This is a genomic window from Sphingomonas edaphi (assembly GCF_003583725.1).
GTDB classification, from domain to species: Bacteria; Pseudomonadota; Alphaproteobacteria; order Sphingomonadales; family Sphingomonadaceae; genus Sphingomicrobium; species Sphingomicrobium edaphi.
Genome location: NZ_QXTF01000001.1, coordinates 810,856 through 833,639 on the forward strand (window position 1 = coordinate 810,856; position 22,784 = coordinate 833,639).

The following is a 22,784-nucleotide window of genomic DNA, read 5'->3' on the forward strand; positions in this document are numbered from 1 at the left end:
ACTGACCCCGCCCGGGCGACACCCGGGCGCAAGGAAGGACATGTCATGCGCAAGCAAAACATCGAAGCCGCCGCTTTCGAGGTCGCCACGCAAGTGCGCGCGGTCGAAGACGCCATCGAAACTGCGCTCGCCGAAATGGCCGAGCTTCAGGGACGCATGATCCGCGCGCGGGCTGTCGCCGGGATTGCCACGGCCACCGGCCATGAGGCGTTTCAGCATTTGGCCGGCGTTATGACGGGCCTGGTCGCGGCACGCGGAGAAATCGCCAGCTGCCATGGAACGCTGAAGGAAACCAAACAGCGCGTACCGGGCCTGCGCACTATCGCGTTCGGTGATGGCGACGAATGCCCGCCGCAGCAGCCCTCGGCCACCCTCCGCGCGGTCGCTTGAGATTGATCGGCCGGGCTAGCAGCCCTAGTTCGGCCACGTCGCCATGCTGAGCCCAGTCATTTATCACGCGCTACTGATCGCCGTTTGCGCCTATGCTTTCCTGCATGGCCAGCGCGACGAGCGACTTGCTGCCATTGTCTGCGTTGTCGCCACGCTGGCGACGCGTCTGGCCCTGTCGCCGCTGACCGTCCGATATTCGGGTGTGGAAATCGGCGTTTTCCTTGTCGACCTGTTCGCGCTTGCGGGCTTCACTTTCATCGCTCTTCGGACCGACCGTTTCTGGCCGCTGTGGGTGGCCGGGCTCCAGCTCACGACGATGGTGGCGCACGGCATGAAGGCGATCGAGGTCGGGCTAATGCCTCAGGCCTATGCCGCAGCCGCACGTTTCTGGGTTTATCCCATTTTCCTTATCATCGTCATCGGCACGTGGCGGAATCATCGCCGCGAGCAGCAGGGCTCCCTCACGCCCGCCTACCCTAGCTAGCAATGCCGTTCATCGGCTAGGGCAGCGTCCATGCGCCTTGCAGCCGATATTGCCCGCCAAATGATCTCAGCTCTCGACGAGCCAGCACTGATTGTCTCACACGGGCGAACAATCGCCGCCAACCAGGCCGCTCGGAATCTGTTCGGCCAAGCCATCGAGGGAGCGGACGTCCGTCTCGCGATCCGACACCCTGACGCGGTGCCGCTGCTGATGTCCAATCGACCCGGCGAGGTTGAACTGACGGGCATCGGTGGTGCCGACCGTCCTTGGCACCTGACCGCTCGAAGCATCGGCGCCGATCAGCTACTAATCCGGTTGGAAGACCGGTCCGCGGCCACGGCGGCGGAGCGCATGCGAACCGACTTCGTTGCCAATGCCAGCCACGAGCTTCGAACCCCGCTTGCAACTGTAATTGGATATGCCGAGACGCTTGCGGATGAAGGTCCCGTGCCGGACGAAATGCGGGCACGTTTCGGCAAGACGATCGAACTAGAAGCACGCCGGATGTCCCGAATCGTCGAAGATCTTATGAGCCTCTCTCGCATCGAGGCTGATCGCTATCGGGCGCCCGGCGAACCGGTGGCGATGGATGAAGTGGCGCGCATCGCGGTGGAGCAAGTGGCGCCCTTAGCTGACCGGCGAGGCTGCAAGATCAAGCTTCAGGTCGCTCAAAAGGTTGCAAAGGTAGCCGGGGACTTCAGCCAGTTGCTCCAGCTAACCGACAATTTAGTCGCCAATGCCATCCGCTACGGGTGCAATGCCCATCATTCGCTCGTGACGGTTTCGGTGAACAGCGAGCTGGGTCGCACAGTTTTGACGGTGCGCGACGAAGGCGATGGAGTTGCGCCAGAACATTTGCCGCGGCTGACCGAGCGATTCTATCGTGTTGATCCAGCACGCAGCCGCGATTCGGGCGGCACCGGCCTTGGGCTGGCCATCGTGAAGCATATTGTGGAGCGCCATCGCGGAACCATCGAAATCCGGTCACGGCCCGGGGAGGGGACGCAGGTTGCGGTAAGCCTTCCCACGGTTTGAACTCGTTCATTGTCACAAAACGGTAATGCGCATGTCACAGTAACTGTCGAACGCGGCGCTAGTTGACGCATCGCGTCGGCGTTGGACCGACCCCTTGGGGAGTTTGAAGATGAAAAAGATTGTCGTGGCGCTACCGCTGGTGGCGCTGGTCGCAGCATGCGGTGGAAGCGGCTCCGGCGGTGGTGCCACCCAGCAGCTGAAGGTCGTCGGATCGTCGACCGTCTATCCGTTCACGACCGCAGTCGCCGAAGAGTTCCAGCGTGCCAACCAAGGCGTCAGCGTCATTGTCGAATCGACCGGCACGGGAGCGGGCATCAAGCTGTTCTGCGGCGGCGTTGGTGAGAAATTCCCGGACATGGTCAATGCATCGCGTCCGCTGAAGGCCAGCGAATACGCGGACTGCGCCAAGGCCGGCGTCAAGAATGTCATCGAACTGCCAGTCGGCATCGACGGTTTGACCCTGATCCAGGCGAAGGGCCAGCCGGCGCTCAACCTCACGGTCGCGCAAATCTACAAGGCGCTTGCCGCCAACCCGTTCGGCAAGCCGCAGACCGCCCAGACCTGGAAGGACATTGATCCGTCGCTTCCTGCGACGAAGATCCGTGTCCTTGGCCCACCGCCGACATCCGGCACCCGCGACAGCCTTGCCGAGCTGATCCTCGAAAAGGGCTGTGACAGCGATCCCGCGATGAAGGAGCTCAAGAAGAGCGACAGCGACGCCCACAAGGCGACCTGCACCAAGATCCGCGAAGATGGCGTCTATGTCGAAGCCGGAGAGAACGACAATCTGTTGGTGCAGAAGGTGTCGGCCGATCCGGGCGCGCTCGGTGTACTCGGCTACAGCTTTCTTGAAGAGAATCTCGACAAGGTTACACCCGTCTCGATCGCTGGTGTCGCGCCAACTGAGTCGACGATAAGCGACCTCAGCTACCCGGGCAGCCGCAAGCTGTTCGTCTATGTAAAGGGCGAGCATATGGCGGCCAAACCGGCCATCAAGACCTTCATCGAGGCTTATTCGAAGGCTTGGGGCAAGGGCGGCATGCTCGCCAAGCGCGGTCTGGTTCCGCTGCACGACGCCGACGCCGCTGCTGCGACTACCCAGGCGACCGCGCTGAAGCCGGTCGACCCGGCAACGCTGAAGTAAGACGGGCCGACGAGCGCCGTGACGCTTCAACTTGCGCTCGTCGCGATCCTCGTGATCGCCGCCACCGCAGGCTTGTTCGCCCGGAAACGGGCGACCGGGCTTCGCGGTGGCGGCATTCGCCTGAATAGTCTTCCCAATTATCACGCCCTGTTCGTCGGCTTGTGGACCGCGCTTCCCGCGCTGCTTTTCCTGGCGATCTGGGCGCCGGTGCAATCGGGACTGGTCGAGCAAGCGGTTCTTGCTTCACCGGCGGGCCAACAACTGCCCGATTTCCAGATGGTGCGAGACACCATTCTGTCCGAAGCCCGCGACATTGCGACGGGCCGTATTGCGGCAGGCTTCAATCCTGAATCCAATGCCATCGCGCCTGTCTATTCGGCAGCGTACGGCAAATATTCGATGGTCGGCAGCGCGCTCGCCGTGCTCATCGCGCTGGGCAGCGCCTTGCTGGCGATGCGCCTTGTCAAAGTGGACTTCCGCGCACGTTCGGGCGTGGAGCGGCTAATGATGGGGCTTCTCGTCGGTGCGTCGCTCATCGCGATCCTGACGACGCTGGGCATTGTCTTGTCGCTGCTGTTCGAATCCCTGCGCTTCTTCAAGCAGGTCAGCCCGACCGAGTTCCTCTTCGGAACGAGCTGGAGTCCGCAGACCGCGATCCGCGCCGACCAGGCCGGGTCGTCAGGCGCATTCGGCTCGGTCCCTCTTTTCTGGGGTACCGCATTCATCGGCGCGATCATCGCGATGATCGTTGCCATCCCGCTCGGCCTGATGAGCGCGATCTTCCTGACCCAATATGCCCCAGCCCGAGCTCGCGCCTGGTTGAAGCCGATCCTCGAGATTCTCGCCGGCGTTCCGACTGTCGTATACGGCTATTTCGCCGCGCTGACCGTAGCGCCGCTTGTGCGCGATTTCGGCCTAGCCATCGGGATCGAGTCCGCCAGCAGCGAGAGCGCGCTGGCCGCCGGCCTCGTCATGGGCATCATGATTATCCCGTTCGTCAGCTCCATGGCCGACGATAGCATCGCTGCCGTACCGCAGGCCATGCGCGACGGCAGCCTGGCGCTGGGGGCCACCAAGTCGGAAACGATCAAGAAGGTTGTTCTGCCGGCCGCGCTGCCTGGGGTCGTTGGCGGTGTACTCCTAGCCGTCAGCCGGGCGATCGGCGAGACGATGATCGTCGTCATGGCCGCTGGCCTTGCCGCAAACATGACCGCCAACCCCTTCGCCAGCGTAACGACTGTGACAACCCAGATCGTCCAGCTTTTGACCGGCGACCAAGAGTTTGACAGCGCCAAGACGCTGGCCGCCTTCGCACTGGGCCTTGCGCTGTTCGTCATCACGCTGATCCTCAACCTCATCGCCCTGCGCGTGGTTCGCAAGTATCGGGAAGCTTATGAGTAGTCGCGCCGCCTCCCGCTGGACCGACGGGTCGATGGGCAAACGCGTCGCCAAACGCTACGCGGCGGAGCGTCGGTTCCGACTGTTCGGGCTGGCCGCCGTCGGTTTATCGCTGGCCTTCCTCGCCTTCCTGCTCATCACTATGTTGATGAAGGGGATCGGTGGCTTGAGCCTTGAATTCCTTAGCAATTCCGACGCCACTGAGGCTGCGAATGCTGGCGTATGGGGTGCGCTGAAGGGCAGCTTGCTGACGATCCTCGTTACCATGGCGATCGCTTTCCCGATTGGGGTGCTTTCGGCGCTCTACCTAGAGGAGTTCGCGCCGCGGAACCGCTGGACGGACCTGATCGAGGTTAGCATCAACAATTTGGCAGCTGTGCCATCGATCATCTTCGGCCTGCTCGGTCTGGCGGTGTTCCTCAATTTCATGCACCTGCCGCGCTCCGCGCCGCTGGTTGGCGGCCTGACGTTGGCGCTGATGACCATGCCGGTCATCGTCATCGCCGGTCGCAACGCGATCAAGTCGGTGCCGCCTTCGATCCGCGATGCGGCGCTGGGCGTGGGCGCGTCAAAGATGCAGGTTGTTTTCCATCATGTCCTGCCGCTCGCCCTGCCCGGCATCCTGACCGGCACGATCATCGGCATGGCGCGCGCACTCGGCGAGACGGCACCGCTGCTGATGATCGGCATGCGCGCATTCATCGCGACCCCGCCGCGAGGTATTACCGATCCGTCGAGCGTGCTGCCGGTGCAAATCTTCCTGTGGTCTGACGAGGTTGACCGCGCGTTTGTCGAGAAGACCAGCGCGGCCATTATCGTGCTGCTCATATTCATGCTGCTGATGAACGGGCTGGCCATTTATCTTCGCAACAAGTTTGAGCGCCGCTGGTAGGCTGATGAATATGATCGACACACTTATACCCACCCCGACCGACACCGCTGAACCTGCGGTCGAGGAGCGCACGCCCAAGATGAGCGCGCGCGACGTGAAGGTTTTCTATGGCGCCAAAGAAGCGCTGAAAGGTGTCAGCATCGACATCCACGACGACCGCGTTACCGCCTTCATCGGGCCGTCGGGCTGCGGCAAGTCGACGTTCCTGCGCTGCCTAAACCGCATGAACGACACGATCCCCTCAGCGCGGGTAACAGGGACAATCGAGCTGGATGGCGAGGACATCAACTCGGCGGCGATGGACGTGGTGCAGCTGCGCGCCCGGGTCGGCATGGTGTTCCAAAAGCCCAACCCCTTCCCCAAGTCGATCTTCGAAAATGTTGCCTATGGGCCCCGCATCCACGGACTGGCCGAGAACAAGAGCGAGCTCGAAGCAATTGTCGAAAAGTCGCTGAAGCGCGCCGGCCTGTGGGACGAGGTCAAGGACAGGCTGAACGAAAGCGGCACAGCATTGTCCGGCGGCCAGCAGCAGCGCCTGTGCATTGCCCGCGCGATCGCGGTCGATCCCGAAGTCATACTGATGGACGAGCCCTGTTCGGCGCTCGACCCGATTGCGACCGCCAAGATCGAGGAGCTAATCCACGAGCTGCGCGGTCGCTATGCGATCGCCATTGTCACTCACAACATGCAGCAGGCGGCTCGCGTTTCGCAGCGCACCGCCTTCTTCCACCTCGGAGAGATGGTCGAATACGGCAAGACCAGCGACATTTTCACCAATCCGCGCGAGCAGCGCACCCAGGATTACATCACCGGCCGCTACGGCTGATCGGAGACACTTCAATGGCCACCAGCAGCGGACATACGATCAAGGCGTTCGACGAGGACCTCGACCGCCTGCGCGCGCTCATCAGCCAGATGGGCGGACTTGCCGAACATGCGATCCGGGAATCAATGCGGTGCCTTGTCCAGCGCGATCTCGCCGGCGCCGAGCGGATCGTCGAGAATGACAAGAAGCTTGATGCGCTGGAGATCGAGACCGAAAAGCGTGCGGTGCGCTTGATTGCACTTCGAGCGCCGATGGCCGGCGACCTGCGTGACGTCGTTGCCGCCATGAAGATTTCGAGCGTCGTCGAGCGGATCGGCGATTATGCCAAGAACATCGCCAAGCGCGTTCCGCTGCTCGACAATATGAACAATATCGAGCCAGTCTCCCTGATGCCAGAGATGGCGCGCATCGCTACGGAGATGGTGCATGACGTACTCAACGCCTTTGTCGAGCGCGATGCCGATGCTGCAATTCGCGTCGTCGAGCGCGACCGCGCCGTGGACGATTTCTACAACAGTATCTTCCGAACGCTGCTGACGTTCATGATGGAAAACCCGAACAACATCGGTCAGTCGACCCACCTGCTGTTCATCGCCAAGAACGTTGAGCGCGTGGGCGATCACGCCACCAACATCGCCGAAATGGTTTATTACGCCGCGACCGGTCAGCACCTCGCTGACCGTCCGCGCGGCGACGATCCGCTGAAGGTCTGATCCCCATGGTTCCCAAGCGCCTGCTTCTCGTTGAGGATGACCGGTCGCTAGCCGAACTTGTCTCCTTCCATTTCGATCGCGCCGGCTACGCGGTCACCCGCACGGGCGACGGTGAGGAAGCGCTCATTCTTGCCGACGAGGTCAAGCCGGACCTCGTCCTGCTCGACTGGATGATCGAAGGCATCAGCGGCATCGAAGTCTGCCGCCGCCTGCGCCGCCGCCAGGCGACGGCCAATGTGCCGATCATCATGCTTACCGCGAGAGGCGAGGAAGACGACCGTATCCGCGGGCTGGAAACTGGCGCCGACGATTATATGACAAAGCCCTTCTCGCCGAAGGAACTGGTCGCGCGCGCGGGCGCGGTCCTGCGCCGGGTCCGTCCGGCCCTGGCCGCTGAGGCGCTGTCCTACGCTGGGGTCGAGATGGACCTCGTTGCGCATCGAGTGAAGCGCGACGGCCAGCCGATCCAGCTGGGGCCGACCGAATATCGCCTGCTTCGCCATTTCCTGGAGAACCCCGGGCGAGTCTTCTCGCGGCAACAATTGCTCGAGACCGTCTGGCCGCATAGCGAAGACATCGAGCTTCGCACCGTCGACGTGCACATCCGCCGGCTGCGCTTGGCACTGGGCGAGCCGGACATCGTCCGCACGGTTCGGTCCGCCGGATATGCGCTGGATTCGGAAGGGCTCGCCTGACTCCAAGGGCAGCAAGGAATAAATCCGTACCTTCGGTTCTGTGCGCTTCGCGGCCCCCGCGCAAAGCCCGCTCGCGTCGCTCACTTTCCTTGCGCCCGGCGGCAAGCTATCGCGCCCGCATGGCACGCAAGAACAAGGGCAAGCATGGCGGCAACCCCAACCGCCCCCGATTCTGGGGAAAACATGCCGTCGCGGCAGCTCTCGACAATCCCGACCGCAAGGTCCTGAAGGCCTGGGCGACGCGCGAAGCGGCAGCATTCATGAATTTCCCGCCAGAGATCACGGTCGTCATGGCCGAGGCGCCGGACCTCGGCCGGATGGTGCCGCACGACGCTCCACACCAAGGCGTCGTCATCGAGGTAGAGCCGCTGGATGACATGTGGCTGGGCGACCTGTTGGCGGAGGCGCCTGAACGGGCCACCCTGTTGGTCTTGGACCAGGTAACCGACCCCCATAATGTTGGCGCGATATTGCGCACCGCGGCGGCGTTCGGTGCGATCGGCATCGTCACGCAGGACCGCCACGCACCCCCGGAGGGCGGCGCACTGGCGAAAGCCGCGTCAGGCGCACTGGAACGCGTGCCATGGGTGCGCGTCGTCAACCTCGCCCGAGCGCTGGAGGAAATCGCCGAGGCCGGCTTCTGGCGGATCGGACTTGCAGGCGAAGCGAAGTCTGACTTGAAGGACGCACTGGGGCACAAGCGGATCGCGCTGGTGCTCGGTGCCGAGGGGCCGGGCATGCGCCACAATATTCGCGAGCATGTCGATGCCTTGGCCAAGCTGCCGATTTCGGATGCCGTCGAAAGCCTAAATGTCAGCAATGCCGCGGCGGTCGCGCTTTACGCCGCAAGCGTCGCCTAGTGGTCCGGACGACAGAGAGCCTGCACGCCAGCCTCGATGAACTGGCACGGCGCGAAACGGCATTCGCGGGCGTACTTGACCAGCATGGTAAGCCCGAGCCACGGTTGAGCGAACCAGGTGTGGAGACGTTACTGCGGACCATCGTCGGCCAGCAGGTCAGCGTCCACGCGGCGCGGTCAATGTGGAACAAGTTGGCCGGCAAATATGGTCAGCCGGTCGACCTGCAGGCGCTACTGGACGCTACCGACGAGGAACTGCGCGAAGCGGGGCTATCGCGGCAAAAAGCCGGTTATGCGCGTAGCCTCGCCGGGCTCGTCCTATCCGGCGATCTCGACCTAGCGCACCTGCCCGCGGATGACGAGGAAGCCATCGCCCACCTCACGAAGATCAAGGGCATCGGCCGCTGGTCGGCGGAAATCTATTTGCTGTTCGCCGAAGGACGGGGCGATGTCTGGCCGGCCGGCGACCTGGCCGTCCAGATCGAAATCGGCAAGCTGCTGGGTTTGGAAGATCGGCCATCCGAAAAACAGCTGCGCGAGATTGCCGAGGCGTGGCGCCCGCATCGCGGCGCGGCGGCGGTGCTGGCGTGGCACAGCTATAATGCACCGCCGCTGACCTAGCGGGACAGGCCCATGCTATGTGGGCGGGCGCTCAGGCCACGGAAAATGCGCGGCCCAAGGTCGAGCCGGAAGGGGCCAAGCTTCTCATCAGCCGGCGTGCCCCGCCCTACGAGGTAGCTGGCCGATGTCTGCAGGCTGTTGTTGTATAGGACGTTGAACGCTACCAGCGGCACGAACAGCTGACGCCCCTCCACCTCGAAACTGCGAAGCTGCGCCAAAGGCATGCGCACCGCACTTTTCAGCGCAATCTTTCCCAAGGGCTGGATGATGGCGATGCGATCGCCCTTGCCAACCGGCTGGTGGAAGAAAGCGCCGATTTCCTGGTCTTGGCCGGCGTGGGCGCAGACCATGCGTGCTTCGACCAGCACCCCCCGCGCGGGCGCGCTGCCGTTGTTCACCAGCACCACGTCAAACTGGATCATCACGTCCGATTCGGTCAGTACCGCGCGGTCGGGCTGGAATTGAATGGCGAGGTCGGGCTTCAGCCGGGTAGAAACGATCAACCCGTCGTCGACCGGCTTCGGAGCCGGCGCGGCGGGCGGGGCCGGCCGTGGCTGCGGCTGCGGCGCCTGCTGGGCGCGCGGCGGCACAGGGTCAGCGCGGGGACGGGCCGGGGGAACTGGCCGCGCGGCAGGCTCCGCATCCGGCACGAGCCCAGCAAAAGCCAGCCGGCGCGGATCGCCATATCCCGAGCGTCGGTTGCGGCGGCTCCAGCCAATGAACGCGCCGCCACCGACTAGGGCGATCAGCGCGGCGATCCATGCCCAGGGCATGCCGCCGCTTTCATCGGCCAGCGTTGGCGCGGCGACACCTGCGCTATCATCGAATTCGGGCGAAGCCGGGCTGTCGATGTTTGTGGCGACGTCGGTCGGGATCGGCGGAGTGACTTCCGGTAGCTCGGCCGTCGCCGTGCCGCCAGTCACCGCCGGCCGGGTGGAAGAGGCGGAGATATTGGCCGTGCCCCGCTCGATGGATCCGACGGCGGCCGTGGTCGGCCCGCTGTTGGTCGGCGTCGGCGTGCTGGAGCGGGTCGCCGCGGGCGGCGCGGCTTGGACCGGTGCGGGCTGCGCATTGTTCTGGGCCGGGCGCGTGACCGTGCCATTGAGTTGGAAATCGCGGAGCTGGCGCGGCCCGACAGTTTCCGTCGAGGGCGGCGGTCCGGCAGTGACGTCCACCGGCGCGTCGGCATCCTGCGCCACGGCGGGCACGGCAGCAATGAGGGCCAGCGCAGACAGCGCGCCGCCGAAAGCCTTGTATGTCATGCGGCGCACTGCCGTCATTTCCCCGCCCTGCTGTTTGTCCGGTAAGTCACGCGTGCTGCCCCGGCGCGCGCGCGACGATGGCCGCTATTGGCCTGCAAATCGCGGCAGCACAAGTATTTACCGGCCTAGCGCGCGTCGACCAGCACCAATTCCGCGTCGGCTTCCGCCTCTATGGTGATGCGTTCCTCGCCGCTGATCGCGACTCCGTCGCGGGCGTTGGCTTCGACGCCGTTGATTCGAACGGTGGCAGATGGGACGAGGTAGAGATGGCGGTCCGACTGCGCCTCATAGGTTAGACTAGTCCCGCCCTTCAGGGTCGCGCCGAGCACGCGGGCGTCCGCGTGGATGGTCAGCGCTCCGTCATCGGGATTGCCGCTGGCGAGCAACTGGAAACTGCCTTCGCGCGCTTCCTTGGGAAACGGCATCATCCCCCAGCCGGGCTTGGCGCCGCGCCTGTCGGTCTCGATCCAGATCTGGAATAGGGTCGTTTCCTCACCCTCCAGATTATATTCGGCATGCATTACGCCGGTGCCCGCGCTCATTACCTGCACGTCGCCAGCGCCGGTACGGCCCTTGTTGCCCATCGAGTCCTGATGGGTGATCGCGCCAGTCCGGACATAGGTGACGATTTCCATGTCGCGGTGGGGATGCGGCGGGAAGCCGCTCTTCGCCGCAATGCGGTCGTCGTTCCACACGCGGATCGCGCCCCAGCCCATCCGGGAGGGGTCGTGATAGTTCGCGAAGCTGAAATGGTGGCGGGCATCCAGCCAGCCGTGATCGGCATGGCCCAGCGAAGCGAAGGGTCGGATGTTAATCATGAACGGCAGATGGTCATTCGCCGGACGAGCTTTCAAGTGTCAGCAATGTAACCGCAGGCCGGCCGCATAGCGCGCGGCCTTCTCGGCATAGTGAGCGGAGGACAGGCGGAGCATCGCGACCTGCTCATCGCTGAGCTGCCGCATCGCTCGGGCGGGCGAGCCGACGATCAGGCTGCGCGATTCAAAAATTTTGCCTTCGGTAACTAGCGCTCCGGCGCCGACGATGCACTGGGCGCCAATTACTGCGCCGTTGAGAATGCGCGCACCCATGCCGATCAGTGCCTCATCCTCGACCGTGCAACCGTGCAGGATAGCCTGATGGCCGACGGTCACCCTCGCGCCGATGGTCAAGGGCGCGCCCGGATCCGAATGGCCGATGGCGCCGTCCTGAAAATTGCTTTCCTCGCCCAAAATGATCGGCGTGTTGTCGGCGCGGATGACGGCGCCAAACCAGACGCTGGCCCGAGCGCCCAGCCGGACATCACCAATGAGGTCGGCCGACGGCGCGACCCAGGCGGTTGCGTGGATCGAAGGAGTGTGATCGTCGATGGTGTAGAGAGGCATGGGCGCAGGCTAGTCCGTTCCGCTGCACTCGTCGATGGCGAGCGCTTCGCAACGGCATCGTTTCGGGGTAGGCTGGGCGCAGCTAATATGATCGGGGGACGATCAGGTGGCAGACGAAAAGGTGCCTCGCCGGGCGGAACGCGTACCGCTTCGTGCGGATATCGATTTTCGCCGGGCAGGCGACCACCGTTACCGAGTCAACATCCTCGACTTCTCGCCGGAAGGATGTCGAATCGAATCGCCGGTGCAGGTCGCGATCGGCGACACGATCTGGATTTCATTGCCCGGCCTTGAGTCCATCCAGGCGCGCGTCTGCTGGATCAAGGGGTGGGCCGTCGGCGTCCAGTTCGATCGCCCCCTCTATCCATCGGTATTCGACATGATGCACGAGCGGATGCGCAAGGCACAGTGAGCCGTTTAATCCTCGTCATCGACGAAGGCACGACCTCTACCCGGGCAATGCTGTTCGACGAACGGGGGCGGCTGGAGGAATCGGCGCAGCGGCCGCTGACCCAGCATTACCCGCAGCCCGGGCACGTTGAGCATGACGCGGCCGAAGTCTGGGACAAGACCCTAGCCGTCAGCCGCGAAGTGGTCGAGGCGGCGGGCGGCGCGGGCGCCATCGCGGCCATCGGCATCGCCAACCAGCGCGAGACCGTCGTCGCGTGGGACAGGCGGACCGGAGAGCCGCTTGGCCGGGCCATCGTCTGGCAGGACCGGCGAACGGCGGACCGTTGTGAAGCACTGAAAGCCCAAGGGCGCGAGGCGGATATCCAGGCGCGGACCGGTCTGCTGCTCGACCCCTATTTTAGCGCCCCGAAGATGGAGTGGATGCTCGCAAACCTGCCGGAGGTGGAGGCGGCGGGTGGACACCTGGCGTTCGGCACGATCGACAGCTGGCTGATATGGAAGCTGACCGGCGGGCAGGTCCATGCCACCGACGCGAGCAACGCCAGCCGGACCATGCTGATGGCGCTGAGCGGGCATGGTTGGGACGCGGGGCTTTGCGCGCTATTCGGGATCGATCCAGCGTCCCTACCCACTGTCGTAGACTGCGCGGGCGAGTTGGGCCGGACCGACCCGACGCTGTTCGGCGAAAGCATCGCGATCTGCGGGTCGGCGGGCGACCAGCAGGCGGCGACGATCGGGCAAGGATGCCTCAGCGCGGGCGACACCAAGGGCACTTTCGGCACTGGCGCTTTCATCCTCACCCATTGCGGCGAACGACCGGTGGCGTCGGGCAGCAGGATGCTGACTACGGTGCTCTGCCAGCAGGGCGGACGGCGGAGCTATGCGCTGGAAGGAAGCGTGTTCGTCGCGGGCAGCTTGATGCAGTGGCTCCGCGATGCCGTCGGTCTGATCGTCACCCCCGCGGAAAGTGAGACGCTGGCGCAGTCGGTCGACGATAATGGCGGCGTTTACATGGTCCCCGCCCTTTCCGGGCTTGGTGCGCCGCATTGGCGGCCCGAAGCCCGAGCGCTGATCCGGGGCATGAGCTTTGCATCGACTAAGGCGCACATCGTCCGCGCCGCGCTGGAAGCGCAGGCGCACCAGGTGCACGACATCATGACCGCCTTCGCCGCCGACGGAGTGACCTGGTCGCGGCTGAAGATCGATGGCGGAATGGTGGCCAACGACTGGCTGGCGCAAGATTTGGCGGACTTGCTCGACCTGCCGGTCGAGCGACCCGAATTCGTCGAGACGACCGCGCTGGGGGCCGCGATGCTGGCCGCGGTCGGCGCACGCATCCACCCCGACCTTGCCACGGCCGCGGCGGTGATGCGCGGCCCCATGATCACCTTCGCGCCCGCGATGGACGGGGCATCGCGCGACGAGCGGCTTAGCGGCTGGGCAGAGGCGCTGTCGCTGGTTTGAGCGGCCGGCCGGACAGCCAAGCTCTCTCTTCAGGGTTCTGGGCCCCAAAGCCCCAGCAGGAGGATCAGCTAAAGGCGGGCCGACTAGCACAGCTTAGCGGCAATTCGGAAACTCGATAGCCTTGGGGATCCGGCGTACGCCGCGAGGGTCCAATTGTTCAGGATATTCCCTGACTTTCCGTTTGCGCCAATTGCGGGGATAAAGATGCTCCTGAAATTGCGCGGGGCAGCCGGTGCAAGAGAGTGCGGAGCCATTGTCGACCGGGCGACCCGCGCGGCGCCGCATCTACCACATCGAGGATCTGACCAAGACCTACGGCACCGGGCCCGCCGCCGTTCATGCCCTGCGTGGCGTTAACCTTGATGTAGACGAAGGCGAGATGTTCGTCCTGCTTGGCCCCTCCGGTTCCGGCAAATCAACCTTCCTGAACATCCTGGGCGGGCTGGACCGGGCGACATCCGGTCATGCGCATTTCTTCGATACGAACCTGACGGACCTGGATGACGACGGCCTTACGGAATATCGCCGCGAGAGCGTCGGGTTCGTCTTCCAGTTCTACAATCTGATCGCGTCGCTCACCGCACATGAAAATGTCTCGTTGATCACGCAGATCAGCAAGGACCCGATGGATCCCGCCGAAGCGCTGGCCATGGTCGGCCTCAAGGAACGGATCAAACATTTCCCGTCTCAACTTAGCGGCGGCGAACAGCAGCGCGTCGCGATCGCCCGGGCCATCGCCAAGCGCCCCCGGGTAATGTTCTGTGATGAGCCGACGGGCGCGCTCGACAGCGAAACCGGGGTCCGGGTGCTCGACGCGCTCGACCGGATCAACCGCGAAATCGGGACGACCGTGTTCATCATCACGCACAATGCGGTGGTCGCGGAGATGGCCGACGACGTCGTGCTGTTCGGCGACGGCCGGATCGTCGGCCGGCGAAGCAATGCTACACGCAAGCCGCCGCTGGAGCTTCGCTGGTGAGACTGTCGCCGTTGACTATCAAGCTGCTCCGCGACGTGTGGCGCCTGCGGGCCCAGGCGGCGGCGATCGCGCTGGTCATCGCGGCGGGAGTCGGGATGGTCATTATGTCGTTCGGAATGATCCGGTCGCTCGAGGCGACGCGGGCCTCTTACTACGATATCTATCGCTTCGCGGATGTCTTCGCCCCCATCCGGCGCGCGCCAACGTCGGCGATCCGGGCCATCCGCCAGCTGCCCGGCGTCGCCTATGCCGAGGGGCGTGTCACCGCGAGCGCGATTCTCGACGTCCCCGGGATCGCCGAGCCAGTGTCGGGCCGCCTCCACTCGCTGCCGAACCCGAAGGGACTGAACCAGATCGTTCTCCGCTCGGGCCGTCTGCCGGGCCTGGACGCGCCGAGGGACGTGGTCGTCAACGAGGCGTTCGCGACGGCCGCACGGCTGTCGCCCGGCGACCGGTTCTCGGCACTGATCTATGGCAAGCGGGTCCAGCTCAAGCTGACCGGGACGGTGCTGTCGCCGGAGTATGTTTATGCCGTCGCGCCCGGCCAGATTTTCCCCGACAACCGCCGCTACGGCGTGATCTGGATGAACGAGGATGCGCTGGCCGGTGCGCTCGACCTTCGCGATTCGTTCAACGAGGCCCTTGTGCGCCTGGCGCCCGGCGCGAACCGCGACGAGGTCATCCGGAGGCTCGACATCTTGCTCGACCGCTACGGGGCGGTCGGCGCCTACGGCCGCGACCTGCAAATTTCCGACCGGTTCGTTTCGAACGAGATCGAACAGCTGGCGACCACGGTAGAAATTTTGCCGCCGATCTTCTTAGCCGTCGCGGCATTCCTGCTGAACATCGTGCTGGCCCGCCTAGTGGAGACGGAGCGCGAGGTAATCGGCTTGCTCAAGGCGTTCGGCTATCGCGACCGGGCGATCTTACTTCACTACGGCCAGTTGGCGGCACTGTTGTCGGTGGCGGGGCTGATCCTCGGCGCTGTTCTCGGGGCGTGGCTCGGGCGGGGGCTTGCCGGCATTTACCAGCGATATTTCGTCTTTCCGTTCCTCGAGTTTCGCGCCGGCGCCGACAGCTACCTGATCAGCATTGGCGCTACCCTCATCGCCGTCCTTGCCGGCGCCGCCCTCGCCGTGACGCGGGCCGCGCGGCTCACGCCCGCGGAAGCGATGCGCCCGCCCGCGCCGGCCGATTTTTCGGGGCGATGGACGGCCAGCGCCGCCCGCGCACTCGTTCCGGATGAGCCGAGCCGGATGATCCTCCGCGGCCTTTTCCGGCGGCCGCTACGAAGCCTGCTTGCCGTTCTTGGCCTGTCCTCCGCCCTTGCCCTCTACATCGCGTCAGCAAGCTCGACGGACAATGTCGACCGGATGATCGAGCTGGCCTTTGGCAAGGCTGAACGCGAAGACATGGTCGTCACCTTCGCCGAGCCGCGCGATGCGCGAGCGCTCTATGAACTAGCCCGCCTGCCCGGCGTTCTCCGAGTCGAGCCCTACCGAGCGACGAGCGCGCGGCTGACCGCGGGCCATCATGAGGTCCGCGAAGGCCTGGTCGGCTCCTCCCCGCAAAGCGACCTCAGCCGAGCGGTCAACATGGAAGGGCGGGTCATCGAGCCTCCGCCGTCAGGAGTCGTTATTTCGACTAGGCTTGCCCGCCGCCTCGATATCCGCGCCGGCGATCCGATCCGGGCCATCGTGACCGAGGGCGAACGGCCGGTGATCGACCTACCGGTCTCCGCCATCATCGATACGCCGCTCGGTTCGTCGGCGCGGCTGGACAAAGCTTATCTCAACCGGTTGCTGCGGGAGGGCGCGACGTTGTCGGGCGCCTACCTTGCGGTCGACAGCAATTACGGAGAGGCTGTGTCCCGGGCGCTCAAGGAAACGCCGCAGGTCGCCGGAGTGACCTCGCAACAGGCGATCCTGCAGGGCGTCCGGGACACGGTAGCGGAGCAGATGGGTATCGTAACCTTGTTCAACACCCTGTTCGCGGCGCTGATCGTGCTCGGCGTGGTCTACAACAGTGCGCGCATCAGCCTGTCCGAGCGAGCTCGCGATCTGGCGTCGATGCGGGTGCTGGGCTTTCGGCGGGGCGAAGTGTCTTACGTCCTGCTCGGGGAGCTTGCCCTGCTCGTGCTGGTCTCGATCCCCGTGGGCATCAGCTTCGGGCTTGCCCTTTCCCGCTATGTCACCGCGCAATTTAGCGCCGATCTTTACAGCATTCCAATGGGTTTCAATTCGCAAACGCCCGCCGAAGGTGTGCTCGCCGTCCTGGTCGCTTCGGCCGCGACGGCATTGCTAATCCGGAGCAAGGTCGATCACCTCGACCTTGTCCGCGCCTTGAAAACGAGGGAATGATGGGGGGATGGCTCACCGGTCCAAGGGTTCTGCTCGCCATGCTCGTCATGGCGGTCGCGGTTGCCATCGCGGTGGCCCTTCGCGATCCCGCAGTCAGCGTGGAACTGGGGAGGGCCGAACGCGGTACCCTGATGGTCACGATCGATGACCTTGGCGAGACACGGGTCACCAACCTTTACGTCGTATCGGCGCCAATCACCGGGCAGTTGTTGCGGGTGCCGCTGAAGCCGGGCGCGCAGGTCGTTCCGAGGGAGACTCTGCTCGGCAGGATTCAGCCGGTCGAGCCCGGTCCGCTCGACGCCCGGGCTTACGCGCAGGCCACGGCGGAAATCCGTTCCTTGCAGGCCCAGCTTGCCGCGTCGCAATCGCGTGTGTCGGAAGCACGCGCCGAGCAAGTCCTCGCCGAGCGCGAGTACGGCCGGGCATCCGATCTTGCCAACCGCGGTTTCGTTTCCCGCGCCAATGTCGACCGGGCGCGCGCGGCGCGCGATCGCAGCCGCGCGGCCTTCGCCGAGGCGAGCCAGATGGTCGCCGCGACCTCCCAGAACCTTCAGGCCGCCCGCGCGTCGCTACTAGTCGCTGGAACGAAAGCGAAGGGGGCGGGAGCCGTCGAAGTGACGTCCCCTGTTGCGGGATTCGTGTTGCGCGTCCCGCAGGAGAGTGAGCGGGTGGTGGTCGCGGGAACGCCCCTCGTCGAAGTGGGCGACCCCGAACGGTTGGAAATCATCACCGACCTTTTGTCGGCGGATGCAGTCCGGGTCCGGCCCGGGGCGAATGTCCTGATCGAAGACTGGGGCGGCGATCGCCCGCTGACCGGTCGTGTGCGCCTTGTCGAACCTTATGGATTCACTAAGATTTCCGCGCTCGGCGTCGAGGAGCAACGGGTAAACGTCATCATCGATTTTGCCGAGAAACGGGCCGCGTGGTTACGGCTTGGGCACGGCTATCGCGCCACTGTCCGGATTGTCACTTCGTCCGCCAGGAATGTGCTGAAGGTGCCCATCAGCGCGCTGTTCCGGTCGGGACGCGAGTGGAGCGTGTTTGTCGTCGACGCTGGCGGAAGGGCGCGCCTGAAGGGGATCAAGGCGGGCCGGATGAACGACGAGGACGCGGAGATCGTCAGCGGACTGACAGCGGGTGAGCGGGTTATTCTCCACCCGAGCGACAAGGTCGAGGACGGCATTCGGGTGAAGCAGCGCGACTAGGCAGGTCGCGCTTCCGGCGATGATCTAGCTCAGATGCCGTTATGGTGCCAGGAGAGGACTCGCTATCGCTCTCTAAGTAGTTGAGAGCATTGCTGTTTTCCCGCAACGTTTGGAAGTTGGCCCCCAAAATGGCCCCCAACCGCTTCCCCCGGCCGAAACTTTTTCTGGATCAAACGGCGCTTTCGCCGCGAATCACGGCTGGCAGTTTAGCATCTATCTCGCCGAACAAAACAACGGCGGCGTTGAAGTCGAAAGCCTGTTCTTCCAACCCAAGCGACCCCTCCTGTGGCGGCGTCTGACCCCTGTGTAGAGGCGTCCGATCGAATTTGTCGCTGAGGAGCTTTAGCAGCGCCCGCTTGTATTCCGTGTCGGGATTGCCGGCCAGTTGCTCGCCCTTGGTTTCGATGACGACGATCCGATCGCGCTCGCTGCCTTGCAATGCGGCGAACAGGAAGTCGGGATAGACGTTGCCACGGCGCCAGCCGCGTAGAGCGTAGCTCTTGGGCGTTGCACCGTTGCGATGCCACCAGCGAACCGCGTCATCCCGATCGAGATAGACGGCAAACTTGCGCTCCGGATCGTTCAACTCCGCCACATAGATGGGGAGGAACAGACTGCGCTCCAGCGGGCCGCCATTCGACGCGCTGAGTTGCGGCGCATCGACGGGAAGCGTCGTCCACAGTTCGGTTGGCGCGATCCAGTCTTCGTCGCCGCCTCGCAAGCCGAAATGGATCGTGCCGTCGTCCAGCCCGGCCGCGAATAGCAACGCCGCTTGCCGGTCGCGCTCCGCTGCTAGGTCCGTCCGCAGTTCGGAGATGATGAAGCCGGACAGCCGGCCGATCAGTTCGTCACTCCAGCCGCGTTCAACCAAGCCGGCGATCAGGCCGTCCACAATGCCCCACGCGCAAAAGACATTCGGCACGAAGTCGCCGATCGAGCGCACGGCATAGGCGGTGTCGAATGCCGCCTCGCTCGCCAGGACCGCCGCCGTGTCCGTTTCGACGCCATGATCGCCCGCGCGCAGTCTGAGAAACTGGCTATCCGGCGGCCGCGCATCTTGGGGCAATCGATCAGCCAATGCTCCCACGTCGAAGGCGCTCCAGTCGATCGAGGGGAATAGATCGGTTTCCGCGTCCAGTTCGCGGCTATGTCCGCTGCCTTCGATCGCGAAGACACGCGGCAAGGCAATCCGAACGGCCTTGAATTCATCACGGCGTGCGATGGGGCGGGGAGCGCCGGCCGTCGCGCCGCCTGGATCGGACAGATGAACGTCGCGGGCCAGGTCGCCCAGCCCGTCATTCTCCAACCCGCGCTTGATCGCCGCGACCGTCGCCGCTGTGTCGGCGCGATGCGCGAAGACGTAGCATTCGTCGAGCGGCGCCACGCCTTCGCCAGCGAAATACTCAGTCTTCGTCGCGTGCGGCTGGCGAAGGATGCGACCGACAAGCTGAGTCATGGCGGATTCGTTGCCACTGGCCGCCAGCGCGCAAAGGACATAGGCGAAGGGACAATCCCACCCTTCCGCCAAGGCCGCCTTCGTGATGATCGCGCGAACCGGCGACCGACGACTCAGCAAGTCCCGATTTTCGGGCTTGTCCAGATCATTGCGCTCGGCCGTCTTGAAGGCGATTTCATCGTCTTCCAACCCGGCGACGGCCTTGAGCCAATCGCGTGCGTCATTGGCATGGATATAGCCGGCGTCGGCCTGTTCCGCTCCCGTTCGCTCAACCTGGACCAGCAGGATCGGCCGAATGTAGCGCCCGCCGTCGCCCTCATATTCCCGCGCGACGCGCTCCAAGTCAGTCAGCTTGTCCCATGCGGCCTGCAACGTCGCTTGCCACTCCCCGGCCGGGAGCGGCGCGACGTTCATGGGCATTTTAATCATGCCCTCGCTTTCCAATTCGCGGCCGGAGATTTCGCAAATGATATTGGCCGTCCGCCCCGGCCGGTTCGGACGTGCGACAACATCCTTTGGCGTCGCCGAAAGCTCCAGAACGAGTGACGGATTGAATCCGTAGAGCGTCGAGAATGCCAAATCGGAAACCGCCCGCTGCCCTTCGTCCATAACGACGACGGGACGCACGATCCGCATGGCGTTGCCCATGCTCGCCTTGACCATCGGCCAGGCCGCCGTGCCGTCGCCAAGATCATAGATCGAGAGATTGGGAATGGCTTCGCGCAACGCAGCGTGCGCCGCCTGTTCGCCGTCGGGCGGCACGAAGCCATGCACGTCGCCCCGATCGCGGAATAGGCGCAAGCTGTCCTGATTTTCGCGATTCGACGACTGGAGCATCAGAACCATGACGCAAAGGTTCGCCGCCAGATCGGCGTGATTGAGCGGATCGCCCTTTTCCAGAATGATCGTTCGGTTGGCCGACGCGCGATCGAGCGTTTGGCGATAGGCGTGATCGCGGTCACGAAGCGCCTTCAGCGTCTGACTGTAGATCGCCTCATTGGGCACGATCCAAAGGACCATGCCGGTATTTGCGCCAATGTAGCGACCGAAGATGCGCGAAAGGGCGGCGCACGCCAGATAGGTTTTGCCGCCACCAGTCGGCACCTTCAGCGTGACATTCGGGACCGGCTGGCCATCGCCGGACTGGCGCGGCGAATAGGCCCGGCCGCCAGGCACGCCCTTTTCCGCCGCTAACCGCTCCCATGCCTTCGCCGGAAAGTCCGGGACGTTGCTGGCCGGCCGCCCCCGGCTTCGCTGAAACGCTATATAGTCGTCGGCTTCGACCCGCTCTTCGACCAGCCGTTCTAGCCAGTCGTCCAGCGCCGCCAGCGCCTTCGTCTGATAGGCGAGTTCACGAAAGGCCATGCTCAGGCGGTTTCAAGGCGATACAGCGCGAACGGCAACGGCGCATAATCCACGTCTAACCGTTCGCGCGAAAGCAGCTCGCGCGACACGAACTTGGCGGGCGCAAAGACGAGATGATTGCCAGGCGCCGTGGCGGCAATGGCACGCGCCCTGGTCAAAGAAAGCGCCGCGTCGGCCGACTTAAGCCAGTCCAGATCGGGTCGGTAGATCAGCCAATATGTCCGGCCGGCAAACTCGCCCAGTCGTGCGACGCCATCGGCGATATCCGGGGCTTCTGTCATCGCGTCCGGGGCGAGCGGCGTTGCCGTCGCGGTATGCCACAGCAGTCCAGCCATCGCGGCCTCATCGGGCAACGCGGAGCCGGACAGTATTGCGTCCATCTCGATCGGCTCGCCCAACGTGCAATAGGTGAATTCGCCTCCAAGACCCGGCGTGCTTTCTTGAACCGGGCGCTCGCCCGTGACGATCAGAGCACCGTCCCTTACCGTCTTGGCGATCCGCTCGAAGTTCGGCCCGTCCAGCGTCTCGATACTCTGGACCCGTTCCAGCAGCGCTCCTGCATTGCGGAGCTTGGAATAGGTCAGAGGCTCGCGCAGCAATTCCTCGCGCTGCGTTCCGGTAAAGCTGTAGCCGTTAACCACACGGCGCACGCGCTCCGCCGTCAGCGTGTCGGCATAGTCTTCGCCTTCGACGAGGATAAAGCGGCGATTGCCGCTATCACGAGCATTGGCCGCCAGAACAGCATGAGCGGTTGTTCCCGAGCCGGCGAAGGAATCTAGTATCAGCGATTCTGGGCTATTTGCAGCAATCCGCAGGATGCGGCCAATCAACTCCACCGGTTTGGGAGTCGGAAATGCTCCCGCTCCCATTATGGCTGTGAGAGCCATCATCGCGCCTTGCGTATGCCCTACCTCCTTGTAGGACCAAACCGACCTTGGGGTGACATCGCCAGCCTCTGACAAGAATAGCTTCAGGCGCGGCCGTTCAGCTCTTCCGTTCGCTCCCCAGTAAAGTTTGTTGTCGGCCGCAAGGGCTTCATGCCTGTCCCTGCTAAAGCGCCAGACGGCTGATTCACTCGGCCAAACCTCTTCGCCGGTGTTCGGATTCACGATCGGGTAATACAGGGCTGGTCGTTCGGAGCTTGATTTGTTGCAGGTGTAAGTGGCCGAATTCCATGGTCCGCGCGGATCGTTGTCCGGATTCGTGAAGTAACTTGTTTGTCCTTCCGAGCGCTCCAGACCACTGATCGTGAAATGATCGGAATTTTTTGCGTAGCAAATAAGAAAATCGAAGTCGTCACTAAAGAACTTTGCATCGTTGGCCGGCGATACTTTGTTCTGCCATGCGATCGTGGCGATGAAGTTCTGAGCGCCAAAGATTTCGTCGAGAATGCCACGAGCATTGTGAAACTCGTTATTATCTAACGTCATCCAGAAGCTGCCGGTTTCGGCCAGCAGTTCGTGAAGCAGCTTCAAGCGCGGCCACATCATGCAAGCCCACTTGTCGTGCCGTAGGCCGTCTTCCAAACCGATTGGGTTGGAATCCAGCCATTCACGGATCATCGGCGAATTTACGTTATCGTTATAAGCCCAGCCTTCGTTGCCCGTGTTGTAGGGTGGATCGATGAAGATGCAGTCCACCTTGCCGGCATACATGGGCAGCAGCGCCTTCAGCGCGTGAAGATTGTCGCCGTGAACGATCAGATTGCCGTCCAGCCGCGCTTCGCCAATTCCCTTGTCGGCGTGCATCTCCAGCGGACGGAAGGGCACCGTGAGATGATGATTATAGACGAACTCTTTGCCCTTGAATTGCAGCTCTGGCACCCATCACCCCCTCATTCGGC

At 63.8% G+C, this 22,784-nt stretch carries 21 protein-coding genes; 16 read left to right on the forward strand and 5 right to left on the reverse strand.

From position 1 onward, the window contains the following. The first annotated feature begins 45 nt into the window (after positions 1-45). The 11 genes from D3M59_RS04170 to D3M59_RS04220 all read left to right on the forward strand — a co-directional run bounded on the left by D3M59_RS04170 (position 46) and on the right by D3M59_RS04220 (position 9,057). Positions 46-390, forward strand: coding sequence for a hypothetical protein (locus D3M59_RS04170; RefSeq protein ID WP_119531849.1), 345 nt, complete (start codon positions 46-48; stop codon positions 388-390). A 43-nt stretch (positions 391-433) separates the two neighbouring features. Next, on the forward strand, positions 434-874 hold the full coding sequence (locus D3M59_RS04175; RefSeq protein ID WP_119531851.1) for a hypothetical protein: 441 nt from the start codon (positions 434-436) through the stop codon (positions 872-874). A gap of 30 nt (positions 875-904) precedes the next feature. Then, positions 905-1,909 carry an ATP-binding protein gene (locus tag D3M59_RS04180; protein WP_119531853.1) on the forward strand — a complete coding sequence of 335 codons (1,005 nt, stop codon included), beginning with the start codon at positions 905-907 and terminating at the stop codon, positions 1,907-1,909. Positions 1,910-2,018: 109 nt separating this feature from the next. Further along, positions 2,019-3,053, forward strand: a complete 1,035-nt coding sequence (locus D3M59_RS04185; RefSeq protein WP_119531855.1) for a substrate-binding domain-containing protein — start codon at positions 2,019-2,021, stop codon at positions 3,051-3,053. A gap of 45 nt (positions 3,054-3,098) precedes the next feature. Then, positions 3,099-4,454 carry a phosphate ABC transporter permease subunit PstC gene (pstC, locus tag D3M59_RS04190; RefSeq protein ID WP_407695434.1) on the forward strand — a complete coding sequence of 452 codons (1,356 nt, stop codon included), beginning with the start codon at positions 3,099-3,101 and terminating at the stop codon, positions 4,452-4,454. 31 nt (positions 4,455-4,485) lie between these two features. Further along, positions 4,486-5,343, forward strand: coding sequence for a phosphate ABC transporter permease PstA (pstA, locus tag D3M59_RS04195; protein ID WP_456114932.1), 858 nt, complete (start codon positions 4,486-4,488; stop codon positions 5,341-5,343). A 79-nt stretch (positions 5,344-5,422) separates the two neighbouring features. Next, positions 5,423-6,169 carry a phosphate ABC transporter ATP-binding protein PstB gene (gene pstB, locus D3M59_RS04200; RefSeq protein ID WP_233543174.1) on the forward strand — a complete coding sequence of 249 codons (747 nt, stop codon included), beginning with the start codon at positions 5,423-5,425 and terminating at the stop codon, positions 6,167-6,169. Positions 6,170-6,183: 14 nt separating this feature from the next. Continuing rightward, complete coding sequence (phoU, locus tag D3M59_RS04205) at positions 6,184-6,882, forward strand: phosphate signaling complex protein PhoU (RefSeq protein ID WP_119531861.1); 699 nt, start codon at positions 6,184-6,186, stop codon at positions 6,880-6,882. A gap of 5 nt (positions 6,883-6,887) precedes the next feature. After that, entirely contained in the window at positions 6,888-7,577 is a 690-nt protein-coding gene (gene phoB, locus D3M59_RS04210; RefSeq protein WP_119531863.1) for a phosphate regulon transcriptional regulator PhoB, read from the forward strand. Between the two features lie 119 nt (positions 7,578-7,696). Next, entirely contained in the window at positions 7,697-8,437 is a 741-nt protein-coding gene (gene rlmB / locus D3M59_RS04215; RefSeq protein ID WP_119531865.1) for a 23S rRNA (guanosine(2251)-2'-O)-methyltransferase RlmB, read from the forward strand. Further along, positions 8,437-9,057 (forward strand): DNA-3-methyladenine glycosylase family protein, encoded by a 621-nt coding sequence (locus D3M59_RS04220; protein WP_119531867.1) that lies wholly within the window; start codon positions 8,437-8,439, stop codon positions 9,055-9,057. The genes rlmB and D3M59_RS04220 overlap by 1 nt, the downstream gene beginning before the upstream one ends. On the opposite strand, the gene D3M59_RS04225 is transcribed toward D3M59_RS04220, so the two are convergent. The 3 genes from D3M59_RS04225 to D3M59_RS04235 all read right to left on the reverse strand — a co-directional run bounded on the left by D3M59_RS04225 (position 9,054) and on the right by D3M59_RS04235 (position 11,701). Then, a complete protein-coding gene (locus D3M59_RS04225) occupies positions 9,054-10,337 on the reverse strand; it encodes a hypothetical protein (protein WP_147416693.1) in 1,284 nt (427 codons plus the stop codon). The two genes, D3M59_RS04220 and D3M59_RS04225, sit on opposite strands and share 4 nt — an antisense overlap. Before the next feature lie 107 nt (positions 10,338-10,444). Continuing rightward, positions 10,445-11,137 (reverse strand): pirin family protein, encoded by a 693-nt coding sequence (locus D3M59_RS04230; RefSeq protein WP_119532866.1) that lies wholly within the window; start codon positions 11,135-11,137, stop codon positions 10,445-10,447. Between the two features lie 39 nt (positions 11,138-11,176). After that, the gene (locus D3M59_RS04235) at positions 11,177-11,701 is read right to left on the reverse strand and encodes a gamma carbonic anhydrase family protein (RefSeq protein ID WP_119531871.1); all 525 of its coding nucleotides are present in this window, start codon (positions 11,699-11,701) and stop codon (positions 11,177-11,179) included. A gap of 106 nt (positions 11,702-11,807) precedes the next feature. Here D3M59_RS04235 and D3M59_RS04240 point away from each other — a divergent pair, with 106 nt between their 5' ends. The 5 genes from D3M59_RS04240 to D3M59_RS04260 all read left to right on the forward strand — a co-directional run bounded on the left by D3M59_RS04240 (position 11,808) and on the right by D3M59_RS04260 (position 18,120). Continuing rightward, positions 11,808-12,113, forward strand: a complete 306-nt coding sequence (locus D3M59_RS04240) for a PilZ domain-containing protein (protein ID WP_119531873.1) — start codon at positions 11,808-11,810, stop codon at positions 12,111-12,113. Further along, positions 12,110-13,576 carry an FGGY family carbohydrate kinase gene (locus D3M59_RS04245; RefSeq protein WP_119531875.1) on the forward strand — a complete coding sequence of 489 codons (1,467 nt, stop codon included), beginning with the start codon at positions 12,110-12,112 and terminating at the stop codon, positions 13,574-13,576. Before D3M59_RS04240 ends, D3M59_RS04245 begins: the two co-directional genes overlap by 4 nt. Before the next feature lie 232 nt (positions 13,577-13,808). Next, on the forward strand, positions 13,809-14,555 hold the full coding sequence (locus D3M59_RS04250) for an ABC transporter ATP-binding protein (protein ID WP_233543127.1): 747 nt from the start codon (positions 13,809-13,811) through the stop codon (positions 14,553-14,555). After that, the gene (locus D3M59_RS04255; RefSeq protein ID WP_119531879.1) at positions 14,552-16,915 is read left to right on the forward strand and encodes an ABC transporter permease; all 2,364 of its coding nucleotides are present in this window, start codon (positions 14,552-14,554) and stop codon (positions 16,913-16,915) included. Before D3M59_RS04250 ends, D3M59_RS04255 begins: the two co-directional genes overlap by 4 nt. Beyond that, positions 16,912-18,120: an efflux RND transporter periplasmic adaptor subunit gene (locus tag D3M59_RS04260; RefSeq protein ID WP_147416694.1), complete on the forward strand. Its 1,209-nt coding sequence runs from the start codon at positions 16,912-16,914 to the stop codon at positions 18,118-18,120. The genes D3M59_RS04255 and D3M59_RS04260 overlap by 4 nt, the downstream gene beginning before the upstream one ends. Positions 18,121-18,289: 169 nt before the next feature. Here the strand turns inward: D3M59_RS04260 and D3M59_RS04265 are convergent, their stop codons facing one another. Together D3M59_RS04265 and D3M59_RS04270 are read right to left on the reverse strand one after the other, a co-directional pair. Further along, positions 18,290-20,941: a DEAD/DEAH box helicase gene (locus D3M59_RS04265; RefSeq protein ID WP_119531883.1), complete on the reverse strand. Its 2,652-nt coding sequence runs from the start codon at positions 20,939-20,941 to the stop codon at positions 18,290-18,292. Positions 20,942-20,943: 2 nt separating this feature from the next. Next, on the reverse strand, positions 20,944-22,764 hold the full coding sequence (locus D3M59_RS04270) for a site-specific DNA-methyltransferase (RefSeq protein WP_119531885.1): 1,821 nt from the start codon (positions 22,762-22,764) through the stop codon (positions 20,944-20,946). Positions 22,765-22,784: the final 20 nt, after the last annotated feature.